Below are 23,887 nucleotides of genomic sequence, written 5' to 3'. Positions count from 1 at the left end.
GTCAGGATTGATGTTTGAGGTTTACTGTATTTACAAAGGCAGCCAAAGAAAGCCCGCTTTCCCTGAAGTCGGCAACGAAAGCGTCAAGCCCATCTTCATAAGAGCCGAAGGCATTTGTATAAGTTTCAACGGCAGTCTTTTCCGGTTTCTCTGTTGTATAAGTAAGGTATTGTTCAATAGAAACCTCTACGCCATAGACCTCCCCGACCGTTCCCCGGCGAATATATACTTCCTTGAAACGCCCCCGGGCGGGATCCTTCTCCAGCTGATTGATCGTAAATATCTTTTTCTGCTCCGTTTTACTGATGGACAGCAGCGTCGCGATCTCCGCATATTTATCTCGAAAATTAGATTGGTCAAGCAGGCAAACGGTATCCGAGTTATTGATGATGCTGTCTTTTACAACCGCGTTGCCAATAATATCGCCCAATTCTTGTGTAACCACAATGGCTTCGCCCCAGAATTTCCGCACGGTTTTATACAGATAGAGCAGGTAACCTGCCATGAGCGGACTGGCGATAGCCTTCCAGGCTTCCTCTACGATTAATGCCTTACGCATGTGATTGCGGTATCGCATTTTCTGGATAAAAACGTCCATGATGATGAGCGTAGTTATAGGGAACAATACTTTGTTTTCCTTCAGCTGGTCGATCTCGAATACGACGAAGCGCTCGGTGGACAATGAACTATCCGTATCCTGGTTCAGGATCAACGAAAATTCGCCGCCGCGATAAAACTTCTTAAGCACGAACCTGAACTCGTCGAAGTCGAAAGCGATCTTTTCCTCGGACTGGATCAGGGGGATTTTTTCCAGCGCGAACTCATAAAAGGTATCGAAGCTCATTGTTCCTTCCCCCGCGAAACAACGCAGATAATAAGCACTGATGACATTGGAAATCACGTCCCGTTCTACCTGGCTCAGGCTTCCCTCCGATCCTTTCCATACTACGCCGACCAGCGTGATCAGGAAATCCTTTTTTTCGATATTATATTCAGCTTTACTGATCAGGAAAGGGTTCATGGTGATCGGCCGCTGGTCCGTATAAGTAATGTATTTTCCGTTATAGTATTTGCAGAGGCCTGAATAAGAATGTCCGGTATCAACAATCACGACGTCCATGTTATACAACATGTATTGTTCGATCAGTGCGTTCATGAAAAAGCTTTTGCCCGACCCGCTCGGCCCCATCACGAACTTGTTGCGGTTATTGATCCTGCCCGTTTGCATTGGCAGGTCAGCGGGGTCTATACCAACGGGAATACCCTGACGGTCTGTAAACCGGATCAGGAAATTGGATAGTTCATCCTGTTGAAGCGATTCTTTAAAAAAGAAACAGGCCGCGGCTTCAGCCGTTGTCAGAAACCAATCATAGTTTTTAAGTTCCACGCCATTGCCGGGAAGCGCGGTGCGAAATAACTCGAGCTGGTTATAAGCATTCTCGCTGGGTATAATTCCGTACTGGAATAATGCATTTTCAACAAAATTGGTTGCTTTTTGCAATTCATTTTCCACGGCCGCGACGATCACGTTAAAGTGGGCATTGACCAATAACAGGTTTTCCCGGGCTACGTCAGCCAGAAGGCGGTCGATGTCTTCCACGCAAAGGTTATTTACCGGGTCCGGGATCCCGGAATGCTTTTTTTTCTTCGCCTCCAGTGCGCGGAGCGTCATGACCTGGTTTGGGATCTCGATCAATTGGTTAAAAACCACGACGTCCATATGAGGTATCCTGAAAAGAAATGAAAGGAAATCTACCGGAAAACCGCGGAGGCTTTCACTTTCGTTGAGTTCAATGAACGGACTTACTTCGGGCGGGAGGTCAATGGTATCAATATTGACGAGGCTGATGCTCCGAACGTGCCGTTTGCCAATCTTTATCCTGTCATCCTCCGGTGCGATGTTATCCAGTCTAAGATGGCTTTCGCTGAAATTCATCCCGAGCAAGCGTAAAACGAGGTGGTTAATGGCACCTTCCTGTAAAACTTTGGCCCCGGGCAGCAGTTCTATTATTTTCCCGACTGCCCGCAAGAATTCCTGAAGCAGTTTTGAATCGTAAACATAAAACCTCCCCTTCTTAACCTGCCGGGTAATGGTCAGGTAAGTTTCGATCCTGAGGGCTTGCCTTCCCTCAAAATGATCATTGTATTTCTGTTGCAGGTATTCAGCCTGGTCCTTCCCCCGATAGCCGGCCCGGCAGACGATATCCTGTTTTTGAATGATGTAACCGTCGCCAAGAATGGAAATGATATTGATCAACTGCCGGTGAAACTCTTCGTACCCGGCCGCATCAGCAGCATAGCGCGTAACGGGGTTTGTCATTCGGATCACGACCGATGTCTCACCATTCATTCCGATCAGCAAGTGGTAACCATTACTTTTGTCAATCCCGGCGTAAGGGATATTAAATAAAGTTTTTGCGGCCATAATGATTCAGGATAAGAATGTGTTTTGACCTTGTTTTCACATGCAGGCCGCTTTTCTGTTTCGAGGCTGTGAAGAGCAAGCCGCCGACTATACAGCCGACGAGTACGATCGCACCGAGCCACATATTGATCAGCGACATGGTCAGTGCGCCGAGCACCAGGCCTGCGAGCAGAAAGCCGATTCCCCAATAAATGAATTTCCCTTTAAAGCCTTTGAAAATAAGGGGCTTCTGAAGCCCCTTATAAACAGCGTACTTTGGCGGCATTTACAGGCCGAAGAAAGCTTTGATGACCAGCGCTGAAACAACGAGGAAGACGCAGCTTCCTCCCCAGCCCATAAGCTCTTTGTTAATATCCTGGTCCCCACTATTCCACTTGGAGTAGACGCGGATGGCACCAACGATGCCGACGATACCGCCAATGACCAACGTGATATTGGTCACCGGGGCGATATAAGTTTTCAGGGTTGTGGTCGCGGTGTTAAGGCCATTGACACCGTTTTGGGCAAATGCGGGGACTGAAAGGGCAAGCAGGAACGCCATGGCCCATAACTTTTTTGTTCTGGTAAACATTGAAAGCGGTATGAGAATGAAGGCGGAGATCTTTTAAAGCTGCCTGGGAGACAGCCGTGTATGCATATCAGGCGTTCAGATCTCGAACAACACCGTCAGGAATACAGCCGAAGGGCATAAAAAAAGCCGCAATTGATTGCAGCTGCTGATCTGAATAAGATCGTTAGAGGTTTTAAGACGGGGAACTTTTATAAACTACCGGGTGGCAGCTGTTCAATAAAAAAGCGTTCAGATCCCGAACAACGCTTTCAAAAAAACACCGGCGAGCAATATGAAGATTGCTGCATAAAACCAGCCTGATATGTCTGGCGTAATATCCCGGTTCCCATCCTGCATCCGTTTATGGATCTTGAGGGCACCGATGATACCTAAAATACCCGCCGTAACAAATGAGAAGTCGACGGTTGAAAAAAAATCTGATGCAAGGTCCTGTCGCGCCTGCTGCATTTCGGTAATGCCAGGTTGCGCTTGTGCGCCCAACGCAAGCAGGCAGCAACAGAATGGTAAGAGCTTTTTCATCAGGAAAAACTCACGGCCCGCGTGAACTCAATGGCTTCCTGCTGGGCAAGGCTGAACATTTGTTTGATGCGCACCCCACCGGAAGATACGATGGGTGATTCCAACCTGGCGGGGCCGGCATCATCTGTTCCCGATTGAAGTCTTACCGGCGTTTCGGTCTCCACGAAAGTCAATTCGTTTCTTTCTTCAATATTTTTGGATTTAGCTGAGCCAAGGAAGTCCCATGAGATCAATAGTCCGTAATAGGACCCATAAATGGCCGAAAGCCAAATCGTAAATTTTATCCAGTTCATAATTCTGTATTTAGCATAAATTGTTTGATTACCTTTTTCAGTTCAGGATGCTGCTCAAACAGGTATCTGACAGCAAAAGCGACAACCTTTGTGGTATCTATGTTGGTGGCGATCTTAAACTGGCTCAGCAATAGTGCATAATCTGCGTCGAACCGTACATGCACCATGCTTTTATTATTACTGTTATCATAGTTGATAATGGCCTGGAGTATCTGAGGCATTTCAGGGCCATGTTTATTCCTCTCAACTTTTTTTGTTTTTTTAGTGCCAGGCTTACCCAGTTCCTCGCGAAGCTGATCAGCCAGTGATTTCATGTTTTCCATGTATGTAATGATTATAAATAGGTCCAAAGACGGGAACGATAAGTGAAAGCAGGGACAAGGGCGTTTGAATGGTGTTAACACGTTGGAAATCGATGCGGTCAGGAAGCATGCTGCTGATCCTGCCAAATTTGGCAAGCTGCTCGTTTACTTCGTCCATGATCTCAAACCTGGCATTTGCTTTTACCCTGTTGGGGACAAATACGATCGGTAGTTTGGGATTGATCTTGCGCAATACGACGGTAAAAAGTATGGTAGAAGTAAAGCTGAATTCGTCGTATGAAAATGGGCATATCACCAGGTCTGCAGATTGAAAAACCGGTATCAGGCCATCGTCGTCCAGTTTACCGGGTAGATCGATAAGTACACAATCTTCCTTCTTTTTGCCTACGATATTGCGCAATACCGGGTATGCTTCAAGGCTCGTCGCAACCACCTGGTACGGTTCGGCGTTCTCAAGGATCTTGGCCTTATCAAATTTCTGGGATATTGACTGCTGGTAGTCCATATCGACCACGGTAACGGGGCAATTTTTCGCAGTCGTCAGGTAATTGGCCATGACCAGTGTGAGGGTGCTCTTTCCCGCCCCTCCTTTCTGGTTTGCAATAAGTATTGTCATAATTTTAAGATATAATTAGCGGGTATTCGTCCTTGCCTTTTTCTGCCTTCTTCTTCGCATCCCATGGATCTGCTGGTCATCGACATCATCGGCGATCATCACTGGAGGTATATAGGTATTGGAAAAGTTTGCCAAATTTTCGCTGCGCTCATTTTTATCACTTGCGGGAGCCCAATTAAATTCAGTTACAGAAAGTAATTCTTTCAACTCCATCACTTCACTGCCTTTAAACACGATCCTTCTTTCATGGTCCACAATAGAATAGCCATAGGGCTTCTGACCATCCGCTCCGTGAAAAAGCAGATCGATATTGTATTTTTCTTTCAGCAGGGACCCGATAGCAGGAGATGTCTTATTTTGTTCGAACAAAAGCCGGATCTCCGCAGCCCTCTTTTTATCCGGTTTGTACCGGGCGGCACGTTCGAGCACTTTGACTTCATCCGGATCTTTTCCTAAATATCCAAGGGTTTCAAGCACCATTAAAAATTGGGCTTTTGTGCTGAATTTATATTTAATAGCCATGTTATATCCAAGGACATTCTCAATGGCGATCCGGCTTCGCTTACGTTCGTAACCGCTTGAGATCTTTTTACCATCCCGGTCAATCCTCGTGCTGACAATATGCAGATGATTGTTATCCGTATCCTTATGAAATACGAGGAGGTAGGGCTGATTGCCGTAGCCCATTTCTTTTAACCAGCCTTCCGCGATCAATGACAGACTATTTTTATCGTATAGCCTCCCCTTCCCGGAAATGGCAACATGGAGTTGCGGAAACTCGATCCTCTTGTTCAGGCTGGTAACCATATCAAGGTAATTGAAATAGTCCTGCATTTTCATCGTTGTCAGCGCCCCTGCGATCCCAAAATTCGCCGCCTTCATCAGTTCCGCCCTGGCGCCGTCAACCTTATTCAGATTGTAAAATACAGCCGCAAATGTCACAGCAGGCTTCAAAAATTTGACGATCAAAGCAATATTGGTTCATTTATAAAACGAGTTTCCGCATTTAAGCTGGGCCTGACGCTACCGGGTTAAATCTTTCTATGCAGGCGATGGTATCATGTATCGCGCCGCCATGGCTAAAAAGTGCCAGTTTCTGAAGTTCGAATTCCCGGTTCCTTCCCATCACGATAGAGTGATATCCAAAAGTCATCACAATACCGTATGGCTGGATAACCGGTATGAGCGCATCTTTCAACTGTCGGAAAGGACTGCAGATATGGCCGTTATATAACTCCATACTTTTGCGGTACGCATAAGGCGGATCAAGAATAACCGTATTGAATTTTCTTCCATTCCACGTCCGCAAAAACTCGAGGGCATCCAGATGGAACTCTGCCACCATTTCAGGGTCAATATCATTTCGCACTTCGTTCAACGCCAATATTGTTCTCCCGGCAAAAAGGTTTAACACATAACCCTCTGCATTTGCCTCCACCCATTCCCTGATCGGCCTTACACTAAAGGTGTAGCGGTGCAGCGGGCACCGGATATGTTCGAATAAAATCATAGGGTATTTATAACAAAAGATCAATAGAACAATATGATAACCTATCCGCATCTCTGAACACCTAAGTTTCAAGGTGCCTGGGTATCGCTTAAACTACATAACCCGATAATATACCAACGCTGTTTCTTTATAATTTAGTAACTGCACAGCATTGTACCTGCCTAATTCAATATCCCTGGAACAGGCGATCAGTATACCGATGCAACCATCAATCTAAATACATTGATATCAATCTATCCTGATATCAGGATAACTTTTTACAATGTTACATAGATCAGGGATATCCACACATCTGTATATCATAGTACCGGGATACCCCGACCAATCAGACCTTCAAATAATATTAACGGCCCATCATCCGGATAATCTTTCGGATAGCAATTTCGAGAGCTTGTTGTGTACCGATGTATTGATCAAGGAGCTCATTGAAGCGTATAATAACCTGCGGTTCGAGAACTTCCTTCAACTGCATAACATTGCCGTAACGGGCCAGTTGATTGATATTGTTTCCGGCCCTTGCCAGCTCAGCTCCTATTAGATCAAGCTTCGCTACCAATTCCCGGGCATTGACGACGGTTTTATTTCCATCCTGTAATACCCTGAGCCTTACCAGTTCAGCCTTGCCGATACCAAGTTGTTTTTCAAGTTCCAGCACCAGTTTATATTCGTCCTCCGTAAAACGGACATCAATTTTTTTCGACCGTTTGCCTTCCTTAAGCGCTGGCCGCCCTGCCAACTTTTTCTGTTCGCCCATAAGAAAAACGAGTTGCGAAGTTTTAGCAAGTCCCCCGGAGGGCAAGATGTTTTTGGATGGATGAAAAATCGCCCGGAACGGGATTTTTTGTCCGACAAAAAGACATCTTGCCGTTAGAAAATCAAAAAGGTTTTCCGTAAAGGAAAACCATATTAGATTGGGTTAGTAACGACTTGAAACTGGTGAAATTAAATTGTCTTTTTCTTGGTTTGCTCAGTGGACACAAAGGAATCCTTTTGCCTGATAAAAGCGATGAGCATGGCGTTGTAATCATTGAAGCCTTCATATGCCACGGACTTGTCTGTGGCGTATGGCAATACCGAGATTAATTCCTGGGTGGCTTGATGACCGCGGATATCGCGGTCGAAGTAAATGTCGATATGGGAGAATTGCCTGGCTTTGGCGATACCAGCAGCTAAAAGTGCCAGCGAGTTTAAAACCAATATGCTGTGCTCTGCATCGTGGTTATCAATCTTCCAGGTCAGGTAATCCATGAAACCTTCGAAGACCGCGAGTTTCTTTTCGTCACCGGCAATGAAGGAGATGCCTTTCGTACCAACACATCCTTTGAAATAACGGTTCCTTACTTCCCAGCTCCCATTTTCGTTCTGCCAGCCAGCCGCGAAAAACTCTTTCTGCGGTTGCACGCCATCTACGTAGTAGTAAACTTCAAAAAGGAGACCGGCTCCAACCTCAAAAACTCCGCGGCCTTTCAGATAATTAGATATCGCAGGGTGGGTTCCGATACTTTTGATTTCTGATACGATAAAATAAGGAACTTTTCGCCTTACCCGTGCCCGTTTTATCCTGTGATCAGAAACGGGCTGGATGCTCCCGGTCAACACTTCATTGATTTTGGAGACAACTTCCTTGAATGTGAGCAATGGCCAATATTTGAGGCCAAAGTCGATAATGTTTCCACCCTTGCCCGTTCCGTGATCATACCAGCCACCGATAGCATCGTCCACGGCAAAAGAGGGGTTGATGTCATCGTCCCGCAGCATACTCCGGTACATTAATTCTTTGCCCGACTTTCGCGCAGGGCTATAACCGAGATTTGCCAGAAGATCCACCAAAGAAGCCCGGTCCTTCAATTGCTTTGCGTTTAATATTTCTGTCATATAGTCGAATTTTAAGGGGGAAGGCAATAATAGATGCTGATGGCCCTGGCAATCGTTTCAAGCTCTACCCTATCCAATCGCCAGGCCGCGGAGTGATCACCGTCTTTTCTTGGCGTGATCAAACCCTGCTCTAACCATCGTTCTATATTTTTCCTTCCGTAAATGTTAAATGCTTCTGATTTCTTGAGATAAGGCCTGAGCAGTCCAGCCTTCACCAAAGTCGTTATAGCGGCCAGTTCAGCAACTTGCTGCATGAATTTTTCTAATTGGATCCGGGATATTTCCATGAACCGGCAGCGGGCATCGAACCCGTTCAATTCACTTCTGCCGGTTAATATTTTCGGGATTACTCACGTCGTATCCTACGATACGGACTCTCGTCTGCCAATGCGCTTTCAGTTATTGGTATACTTTCAACCTCACCTTCGCAAAATTTTCCGGTGGTTATCGGAATAATGCTTCATCCCTGTACGTCAAAGAGCTTCCCGCGTCCAGCGGTGTTTATCTTTCTGCCACGGGCAGATAGGTCACGCGGTTACTGGCGCCGGCAACGGCATTCAGCTTCGCACGATCCAATTTTTTATCCGAAATTTTAATGAGGCCTTCACTGAGCCAGCGATCTACATTGGTCCTGCCATATAGATGATATGCTGAGGTTTTAGAAATTGTTACCGGCATTGAATATGTCGCCGTCGTAAATGCTTTTGAGCATCCGGCCGTGGCATTTTTCAATAGGATAATGAGTTCTCCAAGCTTCATTTTCAACATACCTCAGTGCTAATCCCGGGGCATGAACAAAGGTTGGAAGGATGGGAATTGCTTTTGGGTTGGCTTGGGGTACGGTACCTGAAATATTAGGATAGAGAACAAAAAAACAACACCAATTAATTGATTATCAATTATATAAAATCGAAAAAACTAATTTCCAGCAGCTAAAACAGGGAATTCCCGTTGGAAGACATTATCCTATTTATAGCAAAAAAGGTTTCAGATGAAGCCTTTTCATTTGTCAGGTAGTAAATCGGTATGCTACCCAATTGCCTAAACAAAACGCCTATACTTGCCGGCCTACTTAGCGATTTCATTGTCGATCCTTTTAATGATCTGGGTTTCCATCTCGTTGATAAACCTTGTGGGGCTTAGTCTTTTTCGCTTCGATATGTCTAACCAGCGCCTGTGGGGTTTACCAATCGATACCTGCAGATTATCTTCCAACCAATAAAAAATATCTGTGATGGTGGCATTGCCGTTATTCAATTGGCCGGTCAACCATATGCCGTAAGCGATCTCGACCAGGTTAACGGTTTCACCGGTCCATTTCAATTTCCCTTTTATTTTACCGGGATTTTCATCTGAATTGGAAAGCTTTAAATTTCCGCTGTAGCCCAATTTGTCGGCGATATGATCGCTCAGGTATTCCAGAGATATAAACTTCGCGAGCGTATGATCCAGAAACGAGGAAAACTCCTTGTCAGGCGGTCCAAGTTCTGCAAGCGGTATTAAGGGAATCGAAGCGCCGCGTATAAATAAATATTGATCAAGGTCGGTGGATCCGGACCGGTAGTAATCATAATAGAAACGGTGTTCCGAAAAGTATGCAGTAAGGCTCATCAGCGCATTGTGGTAATATTGCCTGACCGTTTGCGGATCTCCCACCGGTTTTTCGTTTTCCAGTTTAAATAAATGGGTGTAGTAAAAATGAAGGGCGATTACTTTTGGCTTGATCAGTTTAAAAAATTCTATTTCTTCAGCCGGCGAAAGCCGAATTACAGCGACATGCGTTCTCAGTTCTCCGACGGCCGAGCTGATTACGGCCAATGCCATGTTAAGTTGTCTTAATGACAGATCGGCTTCGAAATTTAGTGAAGCTAGTAACGAAAATAACTTCTCCTGTAATGCCTTAATCTTTTCCATATGAGCTACTATCAATCAATACTGCAAATCAAACAGGTTTTCGCAACAGGGTAAAGTGGCAAGGGTGGCAGGTTTCATGCAATAAAGGGATAATCAACCAGGGTTTGGATAAAGCAAACCCGTAAAATGCCAGCCACGCGAATATGTAATTTTAATTAGACAGCGAGTTGAAAACCTAATCCTGTATAGCTAACTTTGAAGCATGAAATAGAATAAGACAGATATAAATATATTTTAGTGGCGACGCTATTAACCTTGTAAAGAGAAACCGGCTAAATTTCAAAAACACACAGGGGGTAAATAGACTGATCGTCCGCGTTATGCGCGGGCAACAGTTTACCTTGTGTGTAGGTCTTTAGCCGGACCTCTCTTACAGATAGCTGCTGACCCGCGCTATTTTTTTAACATGGAAAACAGATTAGAAATCAATGAACTTTTTTATGTTCCATTGGATCATTGCCCTTTTAGCAAAAGATTTATCAAAAAAACCAGGCAATTGGAATTCACTACTTTAAAAGAGATCGTCGTACTGGGATGGGTAAAGTTGCAAAGGCTTGAAGGTTTTGATTACGACTGCCTGAATGAGTTAATAAGGTTCCTGGAAGACCGTAATCAGCTATTTTTATTAGTAACGCCATAGCTCCATTGAGATGCCCGAAAGCTGAACGATCTGCAAACCTAAAGAGGAAATGCTTATCAGTTTTTTGAAAACGAATGGTTTGCCGCAATAAAACTTTCGGATAGCGCTGGGACAATTTACGGGCACAGAACGCGCAATCCTTTCTACCTCGTGGCATATCTGAAAATAGTTAAAATAGCCCTTTAATCGATGAAACGAGGCCAAGTATGTTGCCAGCCCGTCTGGTCATCCTTTGGATCAATTTAATAGATTGAAAGTTCTTTATTTCCATTTCCAGGCAATCAAATACTTCCTTATGATTGTCTCTATTTTGTGGGTCAATTTTACTCAGTGCGCTAACTCCACGGTCCAGGTATTTTTTGATTTCTAAAAATGATTCCTCAATCTGTTCGTTATTTAACCCGATCAGCATCGTATCAATAACCTTGATTTGGTCTACCTGGAAAAACAAGATCGCCGGGTAAGAGATTTTTTGCCGGTTATCGAAGTATTTGATCATGATGTCATCAATTTCGTTTTCTGGCGGTCCGAAAATAGGCATGGAAATTAACGTGGTAAGGATATTGTGCGGTTTAAATCTCGGCCGCTCTTTATAATGAAAGGTAAATACTGTCAGGTGCTTGCCGGAAATAGCATTCAGGGCATTCCAATAATCCCGATCCTCCAATACCTTTTTCACTTGTGGTGATTTGAAATCGTATAAAATAAATGCGAATGCCAGCGCCCGGTTTTGGGAACGAAATTCATTACAGATCTCAATAAAGTTCTTTTTGAAAAATTTATACTCGTTTTTATCTCTGTTGATATATATGGGTTGCATGAATGTTTATTAGCGTTTGTGTAAAGCCTTTTTTGTTTTACAAAAAATACTGACTGATCGAAAATTAGATGAATTTGACTTTTAATGTTTTGACAATAAAGTTTTGGATATTTTCTCCGTAGAATTTACAATTGAACTGAACCTCGCTATTAATTAAGCCGGGATTTGCGATGACCAACCGGATGGGTACCTGAAACAAATTCTCAGGTAAGCCGTGTTTCAGGTCACCCAATTTTCCTGCGATAATGTATTTACCGTTTTCTTTATAAATATTTGGATAACCTTCATTTAAGTTGGCCGGGGCTTGCATTTCAAAGCCTCTCCTAATGCCGTTGGAGGTATTGATATTTATCTGTCTGTACATGATTCTTTCTGCAATCGTCAACGATTCAGGACCTTCTACCGTAATGATGTAAGAAAGGTCTTTCACATATTCTTCGCCGTTATTGACAAATTCGGCATTAAGTTTATAACTGTAAAGCTCTTTCAAAGCATATTGATCCTCCTGAACCCAATTTTCAGGAATTGAATTTATTATGGATTGAATTTCAGTTGTTGTCAAATTTTCCAGCGCAAGGTCGCCTGCAGGCCCGTTCGGCCTACGGGAACCAAATGCCTGGCTGATGTAGTCCTGGCTTTCTTTCTGTCGGATGACAGCTTCGGCTCTTTTTTTAAAAGTCACGGAAGGCAATTCAAAATCCCTGGCAACCCTAACCATCAGATCATCGGCGCCAGTTTCTTTGAAATACAAATTCAGTTCGCCCTGAAAATATTTGGAAGACGACCGTTTTTCAAAGATCCGGTCAATATCGCTCCGCATTAATCTTTTGGTTGAACTGCCTTTACGAATAAAAGAATCTCCGGCCTGAAGCTTAATATATGCTTTCTTCAACATGTAGGGTTGGTCCAAACAATCGTAGATTACAAAAGCAGTTAGCATTTTGCCCTCGTAGTCAAAATCAACATAGTCAAAATGAACCTCGGGTTCTATATTGTCATTGATGAGTTGCGCATAAACCGCAGAATCGGTGACAGGCCCCTCAATTCCTAAAATTTGTTTGTCGGTATCTGATGTGTATTTGACGCCGCAAATTAGATAGCGGTTGCCAATATGAGCACTGTTGGCCATCGCCATCACGTCTTTGAGGAACTCCATGAAAATCCCGCTTTTATATTCTATGGATTTAAAATCAATACTTCGGCCCTCACCCTCATGGGCTATGATTTCTTTTATTTCGTCTATATGTTTACTCATTTGAATTTTATTCGATTTAGATCATCTCAGGGGTGCATTGCTGTAACCAACCGGCCCTAAACAACCTTTCAGCAGGTCGATCATTTTCAATGCGGTGAGATGGTTCTCTTGTCCGCTAATGCATCAAATTGCAGAAATTCTGATGGGTTGCCAGGTTTAATTTCCATCTTAAAATTTGTCCTCTTTGTGCTATGAATTAATACGCAACATTTTTTCGCCCTTGTGATGCCCACATAGTGCAGGTTGACATCCTGGGTTAAATCTGGAAATTCTGTTTTTCCACTATTGATTGCTTTTTGCGGTAAAATCCATTCGCAAAGATCAAGGTGAAAAACGGCATCAAATTCTAGCCCTTTAGATTTATGGAGCGTCATGATTTGAACTTCTGTACTTTGAGCGGGACGGTAAACGTCCAACATGATTGGTGTCGCTAGAATGTCCCTAAGTAATTCGATTGATCGTTTATTGGTACCAGCTGGATGTAATGCTATTGCAATGGCAATAAATTGCTTAATCAGCTCATCAACTGCAGGGCTTTTAATATTTAGCCCGACTTCTAATTCTTTAATTAGCTGCAACACGGCAATGGCAGTTTTTCGGTTAGCATTCGTGTCAATAAATGATTCGACGAATGACGTGCGGGATAAAGTACGGTCAAAACAAAGATTCAATAAATCACGGAAGATGCCCGACCACATGGTGAAATCTTCATCAAGCGGGGTGTTCTCAAAATATTTATGGGCAAGACTTAGGTTTTGATTAATGATCGAACCCGTTCTTCCATTCTTGACAAGGATTGCGATCTTATGCATTTCTGCGACGGCAAATTGTTTACTGATGCTGGGAATTGCGGTATTCAACCAGCTTGCGATTTGGTCTTCCTTTCCGACGACTTGCTTTTCAAACACACATATTTCTTTGGACTGCAACAGCTCTGCTTCGCTGTTGAGCAATAGCAATGAGTAATTCACGATAGATGGATGGCAACGATGGTTAAAATCCAGCGGAAACAACTTAAATTCTGTTTTACGTTTACCAAGGTCAATCAGGAATTCGGAACTCTTGCCGGAAAACTGGAAAATTGATTGATTTGCATCTCCAACAGCAATTGCCGTTAACCCCAGGTTTTTGATCTGTAAAAAGATCTGATGTTGCTCTAAACCACAGTCCTGGTATTCATCAATAAATATATGAGTATAGCGTGCTTTCAGGTAGTGCCGGCAGGCGATAGAATGGTCGAATACATATAGGGCCAGTAATGAAATAGTTTCAAGTACCAGGATTCCGCCTAGAAACAGTTTTTTTAATATTTTGATTTGTGTTTTGGAAAGCGTCTCGCCTCCTGCCAGATCCGCTATCCATAGACATTCTTCCTGGCGTTCCTCATCAATATCTTTAAGCTTGATTACGCTGATATCATTATAAGGAATTCCGAAAAGCATTTTGCCGAAAGGAAGTATGATTTCGCGCAAATAGAACTTGTCAATTGTGCCGAAAAAAGAACCCTTTGGATCAAGACCGTCCTTGAAGCAACGCTGTTTCAATTCGTTGGATGCCTTATTGGTATAGGAAATCGCGATGACTCCCTTAAATTCCATTATTCGCGGTAAGATCAATTTGATTTTTTCTGAAATTACGTAGGTTTTCCCGCTGCCAGGATTTGCAATAATGACAAGCGAACCTGATTCGTAGTTAATTATTTTTTGTTGCTGGTCGGTCGCTTTCATTTCGAACTCCCTGTGATGATCTTTTGACAGGCCAGTAATGGAGCTGCCAATGCACTTTTTTTGAGTTTTTTCAGCACCGTGGCGTTTTTCCGTAGATATTCGAACATGAACGAGGCTTTACGTTTTTGCATCTGCTCAAGTGCATCGGCGTTGGTATCGACCCCTAAATGCTTAAAGATGGAAGTCTTTAGGCCCTGGCCAAGCATATCCTGTTCAAGGTCTGTTTCGGATAAGAATATATTATAAATCTCCAGCTCAGTGATAAGTTCTTTTACAGCTTCCAATGTGGATTTTGGAGGGGTTTTTAAAGGAAAACCCGTCAAAAGATGGCTTTTTTCCTTGATCATGCGATCAATGTCGCCGTCTGTTCCCACGTTTTTGTCGTAAACACTGATTGCACGCTGCAGGCCAGCCATACGGTATTCGCTTTTTTTAGGGATTTTAAAAACGTCATTGTCAGTCCGAACGACCCAGTCAATAGCTAAAGCATTTAAGACTTTTACAAAGACGTCAAAGCCGATACCATCTGCCACTAATACGCTGATATTGAGACGATCCAGATCTATATCAAGTTCCCTCGCCAATACTTTATAAAATAATATTTCAGATGGCCCCTCGACAAGAAATACGACGTTGGCAAAAAATGCCTCCGCGGCAATAACGTTCAGGCGATAACCAAATTCGTAGATCGAATCTTCGATGATCTTACTACATCCTTTGCTGGCTGCATTGGTAGATTTACCTGTGTGCTTTAAACGGACAATAGAATTTGGCGAAAATTCAGAGGCTATCTGTGGGGAGTGGGAGGTAATAAAAACCTGGCCTTTCAACGTTTTGATGAGGTATTCCGCCAGCTTACGCTGCTGATGCGGGTGCAAGTGGGCCTCGGGTTCTTCGATGCAGTAAAAGACCACTTCCAGCGGGTTGTCCTCGTTGATCCCATTTTTTGCTGCCCATAAAGCCAAAAATATCTGATTGTTTCTTCCGTCACCACCAATGGCCAGGTTCGATGTATTCACTTTGGATGAAAGGTGAAGATTTTCGATAAAGCTGTTAACGTCGGATGCACCGATGTCAAAGATGACTTCCTGTCCTTCATGATGAAAAGACAATTCTTTGAGCTCGGTATTGATGGCCTCTGTTGCCTTGTTAACATACGCCAGGCTTACAATTTTATCGTTGACCTCGCTCAGCTTTTTCTCAATTGTGGAAATGCTTTTATCATCTGCTTTTTCTTGCGCCGGGGTACGTTTGTCTTGTGCCTCTTTAAGTAAACCCTTTTTTTCACGTTTGATGTATCCCGCTAAATCACGGTTGCTGCTAATATATTTAAGGTGAAGTACTTTCCGGTAAAAACGTTCCTGAATTTCTTCCAACAGTTCAAAGGAAGAGCCGGCGTAAAATTTATAATCATGCGTATCTTTCCAGGCCTTGAAACCAAGGTAAAGAACGCCATCATCACTCACTTTGCCGGGCAGCTTGGATAAAACGCAATCTTCTGTGACCTCTTCGAAACGAATGTAGATTGCAAGTTCATTTGTTTCTTCGTGACAATAAAAATCAGAATCCTTTGGTTCAATATCCCAATCAGACATAGAGCGATCCAGTAGGATCCGCATGGCATGCAGCATATTAGATTTGCCGACATCGTTAGCACCGATAATCAGTGTCTTTTCAGTCACGTTGATTAAGGAATTCTTAAAATTTCGGAAGCCTTTAAGTCTTATCCTGGTAATTTTCATTGTTGTGATCAGGTTTAAATTGATCGTTGAAATTACTGAATTTTCTATTAACCTTTTTAACGCAACAAATTTCCACAGGCTCTTGGAAATTTTTGATCATATATGATACAGATCATATTTTGATAAGGTAATTGCAATCGTGGGAATTGTTTAAAACAACGCCCCGCATATATATTCTATATTTGAACAATTAACATTAAACCTTTGAAAAAGAAGTTATCTAATGTTGATATAGCCAATGCCCTGAATATATCTTAAACAACTGTTTCATTTATTTTAAACGGAAGGCCCGTGAAAAAAGGATAGGTTCGGAATTGGTTGACCGGTTTTTGAAATATGTTGAACAGGTCGGCTATAAACCCGATTCCGTTGCCAAACCCTTCATACCGGTAAATCAAATATCATCGGATTATTGGTGGAAGATATATCCAACATCTTCTTTTCCAGCATAGCCCGGCAGATTGAAGAACGAGCCTATAAAAACGGGTATAAAATTGTCTACAGCAGCACAGATAACGATACGCATAAAACCCGGGAACTGATCGCCATGCTTCGGGACAGGCATGTTGACGGATACATCATCGTGCCACCACAAGGCGTGGAAGACGATATTAGGGCACTCATCAGGGACGGATTTCCGGTTGTACTTTTCGACAGAAATTTACCGGAAGTAGAAACTGATTACGTGCTGGTTGATAATTTATTCAGCACTTAAAACCCGACACGATATTTAATCGACAAGGGATATAAAAATGTGGCATTCATCAGCATTCATGCGCACCAGAGCCAGATGGTGGACAGGCTTGGCGGCTATACGAAGGCAATGGATGAAAGCAAGCTGAAAACAAATTTCAGGGCGGTTGATTTCTACCAGGCTAAAAAAAAAACTGGCAGGCCCGATTGTTGATTTCTTAAATGAGCATCAGGAAACGGATGCAATTTTGTTTGGGAATAATTGCCTCGCTACGAGCGGACTCAAGGCACTCAAAAAACTAAATAAACGCATACCGGAGGACATCGCGCTGATCTCTTTCGATTACTCGAGGTCTTCGAATTGAGTAACCCAACGGTCACCGCTATTGCTCAGCCGATTGATATCATTGCCGACCAGCTGATTACAATTTTGCTTAACAGGCTGAACACCGTCAGGAGTGATTTCAAACAGCACGTTATTTTACAAACGGAATTGAATGTCAGAAAATCAACTTAAAAAAAAATTGCACCTGGTGAAATTTTAGGGGTTTTCGGTTTTGCCCAAACTAAAATAAGTGTTTGTAAAATAAATCAATTTAAGGCTTAGCCACCAGGCGTAATAGCCAAAGTGCTGGGTGCTGGCGGTATCGATTAATCCGTGCAACAATTCGTTCCTAAAATTCACATTAGTGGAATCGAGGAAAAAACTTTGCAATTCAGCATAGAGGTCTGCATTCATATCAGGCGCAAGTTTTTCAAGTACCCTCCCAAATGTGTTCTCAAACTGTTCAGGTTTCCTAAAATTAGTTACAGAAATTTGTTTTAAATCAGCGATTACCCTTAGACTATTTTCAATTTGTGGTAACAAAAAATGCGATGCCATTATAAAGTTATTTTCAAATCCTGCCCCAAGCCCCTCCGTATAGATGTATAGCCTCGTAGTTGGAACAAAAGGGCTATCGAGCTTTTGAAGAATGTCAAAAAGTTGATCCTTTGTTAGCCGCGCATGCATATCCATGACGGTTTTTAACATTTTGATCATGACGATCAAAATATCACGATGGCTCGTTCTGAGCACGTTCGCTTTGGCTTCTTTTCCTCCCCGAATCCAATCGGTTTTCCCTTGCCTGAAAGTTTCACATGTTTCGAAAATGCTTTGGCAATGGGTGATTCCTTTTCATCTTCGATTGCTGCGGTTTCGTCAATTGGTTGCTTCGGAAGGATCGGCAACATAAGTAAAGTTTGAAACGCATCGTAAAAGCTGGTCAGATTTAAAGAATTGATCGTCTCCTGAATACCCTTGTAATCTATTGTCGCCCCCATGCTTATACCGACCGCGTTAATCATTTTTGAATCCTCAAGTTGTGCCTCCTGCAACTTTAAAATGATCCTGTTTTTAATTTCCTGGGAATTGGGTACGTTGAATACCTGTTCTAATGCTATGGTATATTTTTGTGAAATAGTCGGGTAAAAGGTATTGGGTTGTTTCTCGCTAACGATTAAATCTGCTTCGTATTCAAACAATAGCGCTTGCTCTATATTAGAAACATCGTCAGAAATAAGTTCAAGAGCCCTTAAGCTTTGAACGCATAAACGCGCTGCATTAAAGTCCAGGCTTTTTTTCAAATCAATTATTTTCTGCTCAATTTGTGCGCCCAGTAATTCCTGGCAATTCTCCTTTCCGAAAACAGCCGGCATCTGTTTAATGATTTGCAATTGCCAGTACATCGATGGTAACGGTATCACAATTTCTTTGATTCGTTCGTAAATTTCATCGATTTGCGATGCAAACATAGCCTTAGCCAGCCGTATCAAACCTAAATATCTGACCAGGTACTCATGGTGACCGGTAGCAAGAAACACATCCCAATAATTATTAACTGCTGTCTTTAGGTGTTTTTTGATATTTGAACTATGAACCAGGATCTTAATATCGAGACAACGCGCGAGCAACTCCTTATTGTCCCCGAGTTTTGGAACATCCAGTTCAACGATATCGTTTAATTTTTCGTTAAAATGCTCTTTCAGGAACTCAAGCGTTATGTCCAGTAAGTTCAGGTCAACAATGCTCTGAAATAACTCGATAAAAGATTCTTTGTGACTCGGATCCGATTTTAGTTTCCAAAGCTGCAAGTTTAATTTGCCGCCATAATGTCCATCTTCAATATCTAATTTGCTCTGTTCCATTGAAATTCATTTTAAAGGATTCTTGACAAATGATCGGAATAGGTGAAAACGAATATAGCTACAATAGATGAGCAAGTTATTTTTCATATTTATACTGATATATAATATCCCGAAATCAGATCAGCAAGATTAATTTTAACACTTATGTAATCTTGTTTTAAATAGGATATTGGCAATATCGTTACATATATTTGCCTAACAAATCTTATCATGCCGCAAGTAAAATCATACCTTGATACTACATTAAGGATCATTCATATCAACAGGTATTCGGGGATGTCACCGGAAAGTACTGATGCCATGCGGCAGTACTTGAAGGAATCGGAAACATCGGCGCCTATCAGGCGTGAGTTTATTACGCGACATCTTTCAATGGAACATCAGTCAAATGAGGAAATGCTTAGGGTGCTTGCCCATGAATTTCATCATTACCTTCAAGGGCTGTTTTATCCCTTCCTGTATTATTTGAGCTGGCTGGAGCTTGATAATTTAATGTACTTAGGCAACCAGTTAAAAGATTCGACAGTTGAATCTTTTCCGATTAGCAGTATTCACATGAATGATGATTTCTTTCGAAATTATTATTTCCTTCACCAGTTGGTTGAATTTTACATCGAAAAGTCCCACCTCAAAATACGTATTCCTGAAACTGAAACTTACGGAAGTAATGTATTCACTTTGAACGATTTGCTGGAAGATGCCACAACAATTTTTGAGTATCGGATTTACGAGGAAAATCCGACTGCTGAAGGGTTCGAAAAGTGGATAAACAATCCTGCCAACAATTGTTACAAAAAAACCTACCGGTTCTTAAAAACGTTGCTGGGCAGAGAAAATACTTTTAATCTCCTGCCTTTAATTGTACAGGCGGCTTTTAGCTGTACAGATCCTTTATCCGGTTTTTCAGGTGCGGTTTCTTATATAAATATCCGAGGACTTGACTACAAGAGAAAGTCGATGGATGAGCTTTTTAATGAGGTTATGTCGTTTTTGGAAAGTAAAATGGGCCGAATTATCCTTGATCCGAAAAAGCATCATTTTCTGATGACTATCCCTGTTTCTACCGTCCACTACGAAGATATGGAGCTTGTTACCGCCAGAGCTGACGGCGAAGGGGGGGCATTACATTTTCCGCTAAATAAACAATTTAAGAAAGTAGTGGCTCGCATTAAAAATGAACCCGGTTATCAAACCCGCATTTTGCAGGCGAACAAAGCTACCTTTCAGGAATTACTGAAAGAATATTATCCTTTTGCTATCCATTACCACTACAAAGATTTTGATGGAAGAAACGGTTCAATCGTAATGGGTGAAGATTATCGTGATTCCATTACACCGCTTGGCCTTACTTATCCTTTTTATGTTAAGGAATTGATCAAGATAAAAGAAACGCAACTCGCACTCTTTTCAAGGATTCATTCTTCCATAGACAACAATTGCCATCACCGGGATTGTTCTTATTATTCCCTGGGCCTTTGCAAGCTTTGGAACTCTATTCCTTTAGATTTCAATGACTGTGGCTTTCCTCAATTTTTTGCCTATCTTTTCTATAGAAAAATAAATTTAGCTAATAAAACCCTGATTAAAATCTCGAAAGAAGAAGCCGATGCCAATTATGAAGAATATGGTCGCCGCACTTCGAAGTCCCGTAGTTTTGAATACAAATTGCTGAATCCGGGATACCTCCTGACTATTGACGCTCAGGATATCAAAGATGAAAGGACGAAAACGATGTTTCCGGACTTCATTGCTTACCTGAAAGATCGTTATAGGGAAACAAGTCAAAGCCTGTTTTCTTCGATTAGTCTTGACTTTTACGGTTACAACCATGACGCCAGGCCAATCTTTTCCATTCCCGCGGTTGTGGAATTTATCAAAGCAAGTAAAATGCTTGTGCCGGAACTATTATATTACATCAATTTCGATAGTGAAATCAACCATAAATTTATCTTGCTGCCAATGTTTGTGGAGCATCAAAGTAAAGAAGTTAATGGACAATTTCAGATATTCGCCGGCACGCAAGCTCTCCAAAATTTCGCGCTAACTGAAGTTCAGATCTGGCGAAAGTTTTTAATAGAAAATAACATACCGCAAACAGATTTAATTTTTAAAACCTTAAACAAAATATTAATATGAAAATTCGCATCGAAAGCGATCATGACAACCTTAAAGAAATCCATCAGTTAATTTATGAGGCAGATGCTACCCTGGAAATTGAGGAGGATTATAAATCCACACCCGGAATGCAATTGGAGCCGGGATTAATTGGAATAATTTCAACGTTAAGCCCGATAGTAGTTACCGCAATCACTGCCTGGGTAACTAATAGAAAAAACCAACGCGATGCTGAACTTGAAAAAGCCAAACTTGAAACAGAACGCGAAAGAATCAGTATGCTTTATGATTTGACGAAGACAAAGCTGATCTTGGAAAAAGACAATACTAAAACGATCGAAATAACCGCCAATGAATTTGAAGAATTAGACAAGTTTCTACCGCCGCACGATAAAAATGTCAAGGAATGATTTGACGCACTAAATGCTATCAACAACGAATTCATGAGTATATTTATGGATTCGTTTTCGTTTAATTTACAATCAGTTGCTGTAAACTTATGTAATTCGGAAAACCAAGTGCACAACGATATTGTAATAAAGAACAACTATACAATTGTAAAAACTAATTATTAAGGTATTAGACTGACAACTTATAATAAATTCAAGCTTCATACTAATAAGAAACCAAAATCATTTATAATGTAAATCTATATGTTGAACCATTTTCAACAACCACTGCCTGACATTGTGTACGATGCCGTCGGAGAAGGGTTTTGAACCAAACCGGTTTCGCATACTCTTCTTTGAAAAATTCTCCGCACGCTGCGTCCGGATATGATTAGCTACAAATTCATATATATGTGACTTCAATTTGGTAACCAGGAATTCTGTTTCGACCATAATCCTCAACAGAAACATCAGTTCAGCAAGGGTTACCATCACCATGAAGTAATACCTGGAAACTCCGGGTTCCTCAGTCCCTTTGGAAACTTTTTGAAACAGTTTATTTTTTTGCGAAATATATTTGAGTTCTGCGGTTATGGCCCCTCGTATAAGTTCTTTTAACGTCTTTGATTCGGGGTCGAAGCCTTTCTGGTAACGCGTATTGATTTGCCGGAAAATTTTAAGGAGGTAAAATAATTCGTGTTCTATTTCTTCGTCGTCCGCGTCCCTGGACGAAATTCCATCCATGAACTTCAGAAAATAGCTGTATACATAGAGGCTGTTGAAATTGAGTTCTATGAATAATTTCATGACCGCGATACTCGGTTCTTCCGGGAGAGCACCGTTAAAAAACAAGGTAGCCTCTGCGATGAAATTTTTGTAAAATAGCCATTGGTTCCATTTCCTTATAAAAAACCGGTCCTTAACATTATTTGCAAGCAAAAAGGATGAAAAAAGGTCCGTCAAGTTTTCATCGCTGACCATTTTACGAAACTGAGCGACTAATTCAATTGATTCGGGATAAATTTTTCGTTTATGAAGAATAACAAAGCTTGCCGGAACCGGTACCTCGTTACTAAAATAACTTCCGAAATATTGGTGCAGGTGTTCGAGCAAGCCTATGAGTTCAGTATCGAGCCAAACGAAGATCCCGCTTAAATCGTCGCTGCCCCGGCTTATTTTTGCGAGGTCATCGATAATACCTATCAGGGCTAACTGCAGCTGTTCCGTAAACAAAAGTCTTTCCCGCTCGTCTTTTTTTAAAACGATCTCATCGTCGATATTTAAAATAAGAGAAGTCACTGCGTGCCCCGCAAATGTTTTTAGTTCCTCCAGCGTTGCCGCAGAAATCTCTGCGTTGTTCAATTCCCCGTAAGTATGAATAAATGCCTTTATTTTTGTAAGTGATGTAATCATAATCTGCTTGTTCACAACCCATGACCGCTAAACTGCCGTATTTTACTCCTTTAAGCTATAATATTATTTACAAAGTAATTAATTTTTCCCTATACAGGGAAAAAAAGCAGAAATATTAGTTGTTTTTCCGACACTTATGGTCTTTCAGCGATAAGATGGCATATTATTGCCACCTGTTGCCACTTGACCGGGTTATCATGAATGATTTATTTGCGAAAAAAAATATCCGATGACAGATATTAAAGGGCTTATAAATAGGCTCACAATTACGAAAGATATATCTCCGGCAATAATAACCGCAATCACGGAAAAGGCCCGGTTTAACAGATACGAAGCACTTGAGACGATCTTATCGCCGGGTAATTATCCGACATCCATTTACTATATACAAAGCGGAATTATACGGGGCGCATTTGAAGGCGAAAAAGACAGGATGACGGCATGGTTTCAGAAGGAAGGAGAACTGGTGATCCCGCCAAATCTTTTTAACAATTCAGCCGGTGAAGAATATGTCATTTCCGTTACCAAGGTCGAGGTGCTTACCATTCCCTTTGCGCACCTTATGCATATCGCCGAAAAATATAGTGAGGCGGCATCCTTAATGATCATGCTATCGCTGGAGGTATCAATTGCCGGGCGCTACAGGGAATCTTTATTGAGGTTAGGCTCTGCTAAGGCGAGGTACAATCTCATGAAAATAAAGGAACCATATTTGACGCTGCAGGTTCCTCATTACCTTATCGCTTCATACCTGAATATAACCAAAGAAACATTCAGCCGAATCCATAAGGGCCTGCCGTATTGAAGTCGACGCCGTAGAAAACAGCGGCATTTGTTAAGGAATATCAGATTTTTGATAC

General features: G+C 42.0%; 27 protein-coding genes. 6 read left to right on the top strand and 21 right to left on the bottom strand.

Annotation, left to right across the window (positions count from 1 at the left end; genetic code table 11):
• Position 1: 1 nt before the first annotated feature.
• From BMX50_RS19125 to BMX50_RS19060, 14 genes are all read right to left on the bottom strand, one after another.
• Positions 2–2,425 carry a TraG family conjugative transposon ATPase gene (locus tag BMX50_RS19125; RefSeq protein WP_091212150.1) on the bottom strand — a complete coding sequence of 808 codons (2,424 nt, stop codon included), beginning with the start codon at positions 2,423–2,425 and terminating at the stop codon, positions 2–4.
• Positions 2,403–2,690 carry a plasmid transfer protein gene (locus BMX50_RS19120; RefSeq protein WP_091212149.1) on the bottom strand — a complete coding sequence of 96 codons (288 nt, stop codon included), beginning with the start codon at positions 2,688–2,690 and terminating at the stop codon, positions 2,403–2,405. The genes BMX50_RS19125 and BMX50_RS19120 overlap by 23 nt, the downstream gene beginning before the upstream one ends.
• Entirely contained in the window at positions 2,691–2,996 is a 306-nt protein-coding gene (locus BMX50_RS19115) for a DUF4134 domain-containing protein (RefSeq protein WP_091212148.1), read from the bottom strand.
• Positions 2,997–3,224: 228 nt separating this feature from the next.
• Positions 3,225–3,515, bottom strand: coding sequence for a DUF4134 family protein (locus BMX50_RS19110; RefSeq protein WP_091212147.1), 291 nt, complete (start codon positions 3,513–3,515; stop codon positions 3,225–3,227).
• Positions 3,515–3,808: a hypothetical protein gene (locus tag BMX50_RS19105; RefSeq protein ID WP_091212146.1), complete on the bottom strand. Its 294-nt coding sequence runs from the start codon at positions 3,806–3,808 to the stop codon at positions 3,515–3,517. Before BMX50_RS19105 ends, BMX50_RS19110 begins: the two co-directional genes overlap by 1 nt.
• Entirely contained in the window at positions 3,805–4,131 is a 327-nt protein-coding gene (locus tag BMX50_RS19100; RefSeq protein WP_091212145.1) for a hypothetical protein, read from the bottom strand. Before BMX50_RS19100 ends, BMX50_RS19105 begins: the two co-directional genes overlap by 4 nt.
• The gene (locus tag BMX50_RS19095; protein WP_091212144.1) at positions 4,106–4,747 is read right to left on the bottom strand and encodes a ParA family protein; all 642 of its coding nucleotides are present in this window, start codon (positions 4,745–4,747) and stop codon (positions 4,106–4,108) included. Before BMX50_RS19095 ends, BMX50_RS19100 begins: the two co-directional genes overlap by 26 nt.
• 15 nt (positions 4,748–4,762) lie before the next feature.
• Positions 4,763–5,716, bottom strand: a complete 954-nt coding sequence (locus BMX50_RS19090; RefSeq protein ID WP_091212143.1) for a relaxase/mobilization nuclease domain-containing protein — start codon at positions 5,714–5,716, stop codon at positions 4,763–4,765.
• A gap of 37 nt (positions 5,717–5,753) precedes the next feature.
• Entirely contained in the window at positions 5,754–6,257 is a 504-nt protein-coding gene (locus BMX50_RS19085) for a hypothetical protein (RefSeq protein ID WP_091212142.1), read from the bottom strand.
• Between the two features lie 343 nt (positions 6,258–6,600).
• Entirely contained in the window at positions 6,601–7,011 is a 411-nt protein-coding gene (locus BMX50_RS19080) for a plasmid mobilization protein (RefSeq protein WP_091212141.1), read from the bottom strand.
• 188 nt (positions 7,012–7,199) lie between these two features.
• Positions 7,200–8,132, bottom strand: coding sequence for a toprim domain-containing protein (locus BMX50_RS19075; RefSeq protein WP_091212140.1), 933 nt, complete (start codon positions 8,130–8,132; stop codon positions 7,200–7,202).
• Between the two features lie 11 nt (positions 8,133–8,143).
• Positions 8,144–8,386, bottom strand: coding sequence for a hypothetical protein (locus BMX50_RS19070; RefSeq protein ID WP_091212592.1), 243 nt, complete (start codon positions 8,384–8,386; stop codon positions 8,144–8,146).
• A gap of 247 nt (positions 8,387–8,633) precedes the next feature.
• Positions 8,634–8,891, bottom strand: a complete 258-nt coding sequence (locus tag BMX50_RS19065) for a hypothetical protein (protein WP_143065218.1) — start codon at positions 8,889–8,891, stop codon at positions 8,634–8,636.
• A gap of 309 nt (positions 8,892–9,200) precedes the next feature.
• Entirely contained in the window at positions 9,201–10,046 is an 846-nt protein-coding gene (locus BMX50_RS19060; RefSeq protein WP_091212138.1) for an RteC domain-containing protein, read from the bottom strand.
• Positions 10,047–10,452: 406 nt separating this feature from the next.
• Between BMX50_RS19060 and BMX50_RS19055 the strand changes: the two genes are divergently transcribed.
• Positions 10,453–10,686: a hypothetical protein gene (locus tag BMX50_RS19055; RefSeq protein ID WP_091212137.1), complete on the top strand. Its 234-nt coding sequence runs from the start codon at positions 10,453–10,455 to the stop codon at positions 10,684–10,686.
• A 169-nt stretch (positions 10,687–10,855) separates the two neighbouring features.
• On the opposite strand, the gene BMX50_RS19050 is transcribed toward BMX50_RS19055, so the two are convergent.
• The 4 genes from BMX50_RS19050 to BMX50_RS19035 all read right to left on the bottom strand — a co-directional run bounded on the left by BMX50_RS19050 (position 10,856) and on the right by BMX50_RS19035 (position 16,230).
• A complete protein-coding gene (locus tag BMX50_RS19050; RefSeq protein WP_091212136.1) occupies positions 10,856–11,506 on the bottom strand; it encodes a hypothetical protein in 651 nt (216 codons plus the stop codon).
• 64 nt (positions 11,507–11,570) lie between these two features.
• Positions 11,571–12,761 carry an AlbA family DNA-binding domain-containing protein gene (locus BMX50_RS19045; protein ID WP_091212135.1) on the bottom strand — a complete coding sequence of 397 codons (1,191 nt, stop codon included), beginning with the start codon at positions 12,759–12,761 and terminating at the stop codon, positions 11,571–11,573.
• An 86-nt stretch (positions 12,762–12,847) separates the two neighbouring features.
• Positions 12,848–14,488, bottom strand: coding sequence for a UvrD-helicase domain-containing protein (locus tag BMX50_RS19040; protein WP_091212134.1), 1,641 nt, complete (start codon positions 14,486–14,488; stop codon positions 12,848–12,850).
• The gene (locus BMX50_RS19035; RefSeq protein ID WP_091212133.1) at positions 14,485–16,230 is read right to left on the bottom strand and encodes an ATP-dependent nuclease; all 1,746 of its coding nucleotides are present in this window, start codon (positions 16,228–16,230) and stop codon (positions 14,485–14,487) included. The genes BMX50_RS19040 and BMX50_RS19035 overlap by 4 nt, the downstream gene beginning before the upstream one ends.
• A gap of 415 nt (positions 16,231–16,645) precedes the next feature.
• On the opposite strand from BMX50_RS19035, the gene BMX50_RS34940 reads away from it, so the two are divergent.
• Positions 16,646–16,945 (top strand): type 1 periplasmic-binding domain-containing protein, encoded by a 300-nt coding sequence (locus tag BMX50_RS34940; protein WP_244281041.1) that lies wholly within the window; start codon positions 16,646–16,648, stop codon positions 16,943–16,945.
• A 39-nt stretch (positions 16,946–16,984) separates the two neighbouring features.
• Positions 16,985–17,137 (top strand): hypothetical protein, encoded by a 153-nt coding sequence (locus BMX50_RS34935; RefSeq protein ID WP_244281040.1) that lies wholly within the window; start codon positions 16,985–16,987, stop codon positions 17,135–17,137.
• Positions 17,138–17,464: 327 nt separating this feature from the next.
• Here BMX50_RS34935 and BMX50_RS19025 read toward each other — a convergent pair whose 3' ends face one another.
• The gene (locus BMX50_RS19025) at positions 17,465–17,965 is read right to left on the bottom strand and encodes a hypothetical protein (protein WP_091212132.1); all 501 of its coding nucleotides are present in this window, start codon (positions 17,963–17,965) and stop codon (positions 17,465–17,467) included.
• 5 nt (positions 17,966–17,970) lie between these two features.
• On the bottom strand, positions 17,971–19,110 hold the full coding sequence (locus BMX50_RS19020; RefSeq protein WP_091212131.1) for a hypothetical protein: 1,140 nt from the start codon (positions 19,108–19,110) through the stop codon (positions 17,971–17,973).
• A 210-nt stretch (positions 19,111–19,320) separates the two neighbouring features.
• Here BMX50_RS19020 and BMX50_RS19015 point away from each other — a divergent pair, with 210 nt between their 5' ends.
• Together BMX50_RS19015 and BMX50_RS19010 are read left to right on the top strand one after the other, a co-directional pair.
• A complete protein-coding gene (locus BMX50_RS19015; RefSeq protein ID WP_091212130.1) occupies positions 19,321–21,246 on the top strand; it encodes a hypothetical protein in 1,926 nt (641 codons plus the stop codon).
• A complete protein-coding gene (locus BMX50_RS19010) occupies positions 21,243–21,635 on the top strand; it encodes a hypothetical protein (RefSeq protein WP_091212129.1) in 393 nt (130 codons plus the stop codon). The genes BMX50_RS19015 and BMX50_RS19010 overlap by 4 nt, the downstream gene beginning before the upstream one ends.
• A 222-nt stretch (positions 21,636–21,857) precedes the next feature.
• On the opposite strand, the gene BMX50_RS19005 is transcribed toward BMX50_RS19010, so the two are convergent.
• A complete protein-coding gene (locus BMX50_RS19005; protein ID WP_091212128.1) occupies positions 21,858–23,027 on the bottom strand; it encodes a hypothetical protein in 1,170 nt (389 codons plus the stop codon).
• A 229-nt stretch (positions 23,028–23,256) separates the two neighbouring features.
• Here BMX50_RS19005 and BMX50_RS19000 point away from each other — a divergent pair, with 229 nt between their 5' ends.
• Positions 23,257–23,832 (top strand): Crp/Fnr family transcriptional regulator, encoded by a 576-nt coding sequence (locus BMX50_RS19000; RefSeq protein ID WP_091212127.1) that lies wholly within the window; start codon positions 23,257–23,259, stop codon positions 23,830–23,832.
• Positions 23,833–23,887: the final 55 nt, after the last annotated feature.

The sequence above is a fragment of the Mucilaginibacter gossypiicola genome (assembly GCF_900110105.1).
GTDB lineage: Bacteria > Bacteroidota > Bacteroidia > Sphingobacteriales > Sphingobacteriaceae > Mucilaginibacter > Mucilaginibacter gossypiicola.
Note: the sequence above shows the minus strand (reverse complement) of the source record. Positions and strands in the feature narration are given on the sequence as shown.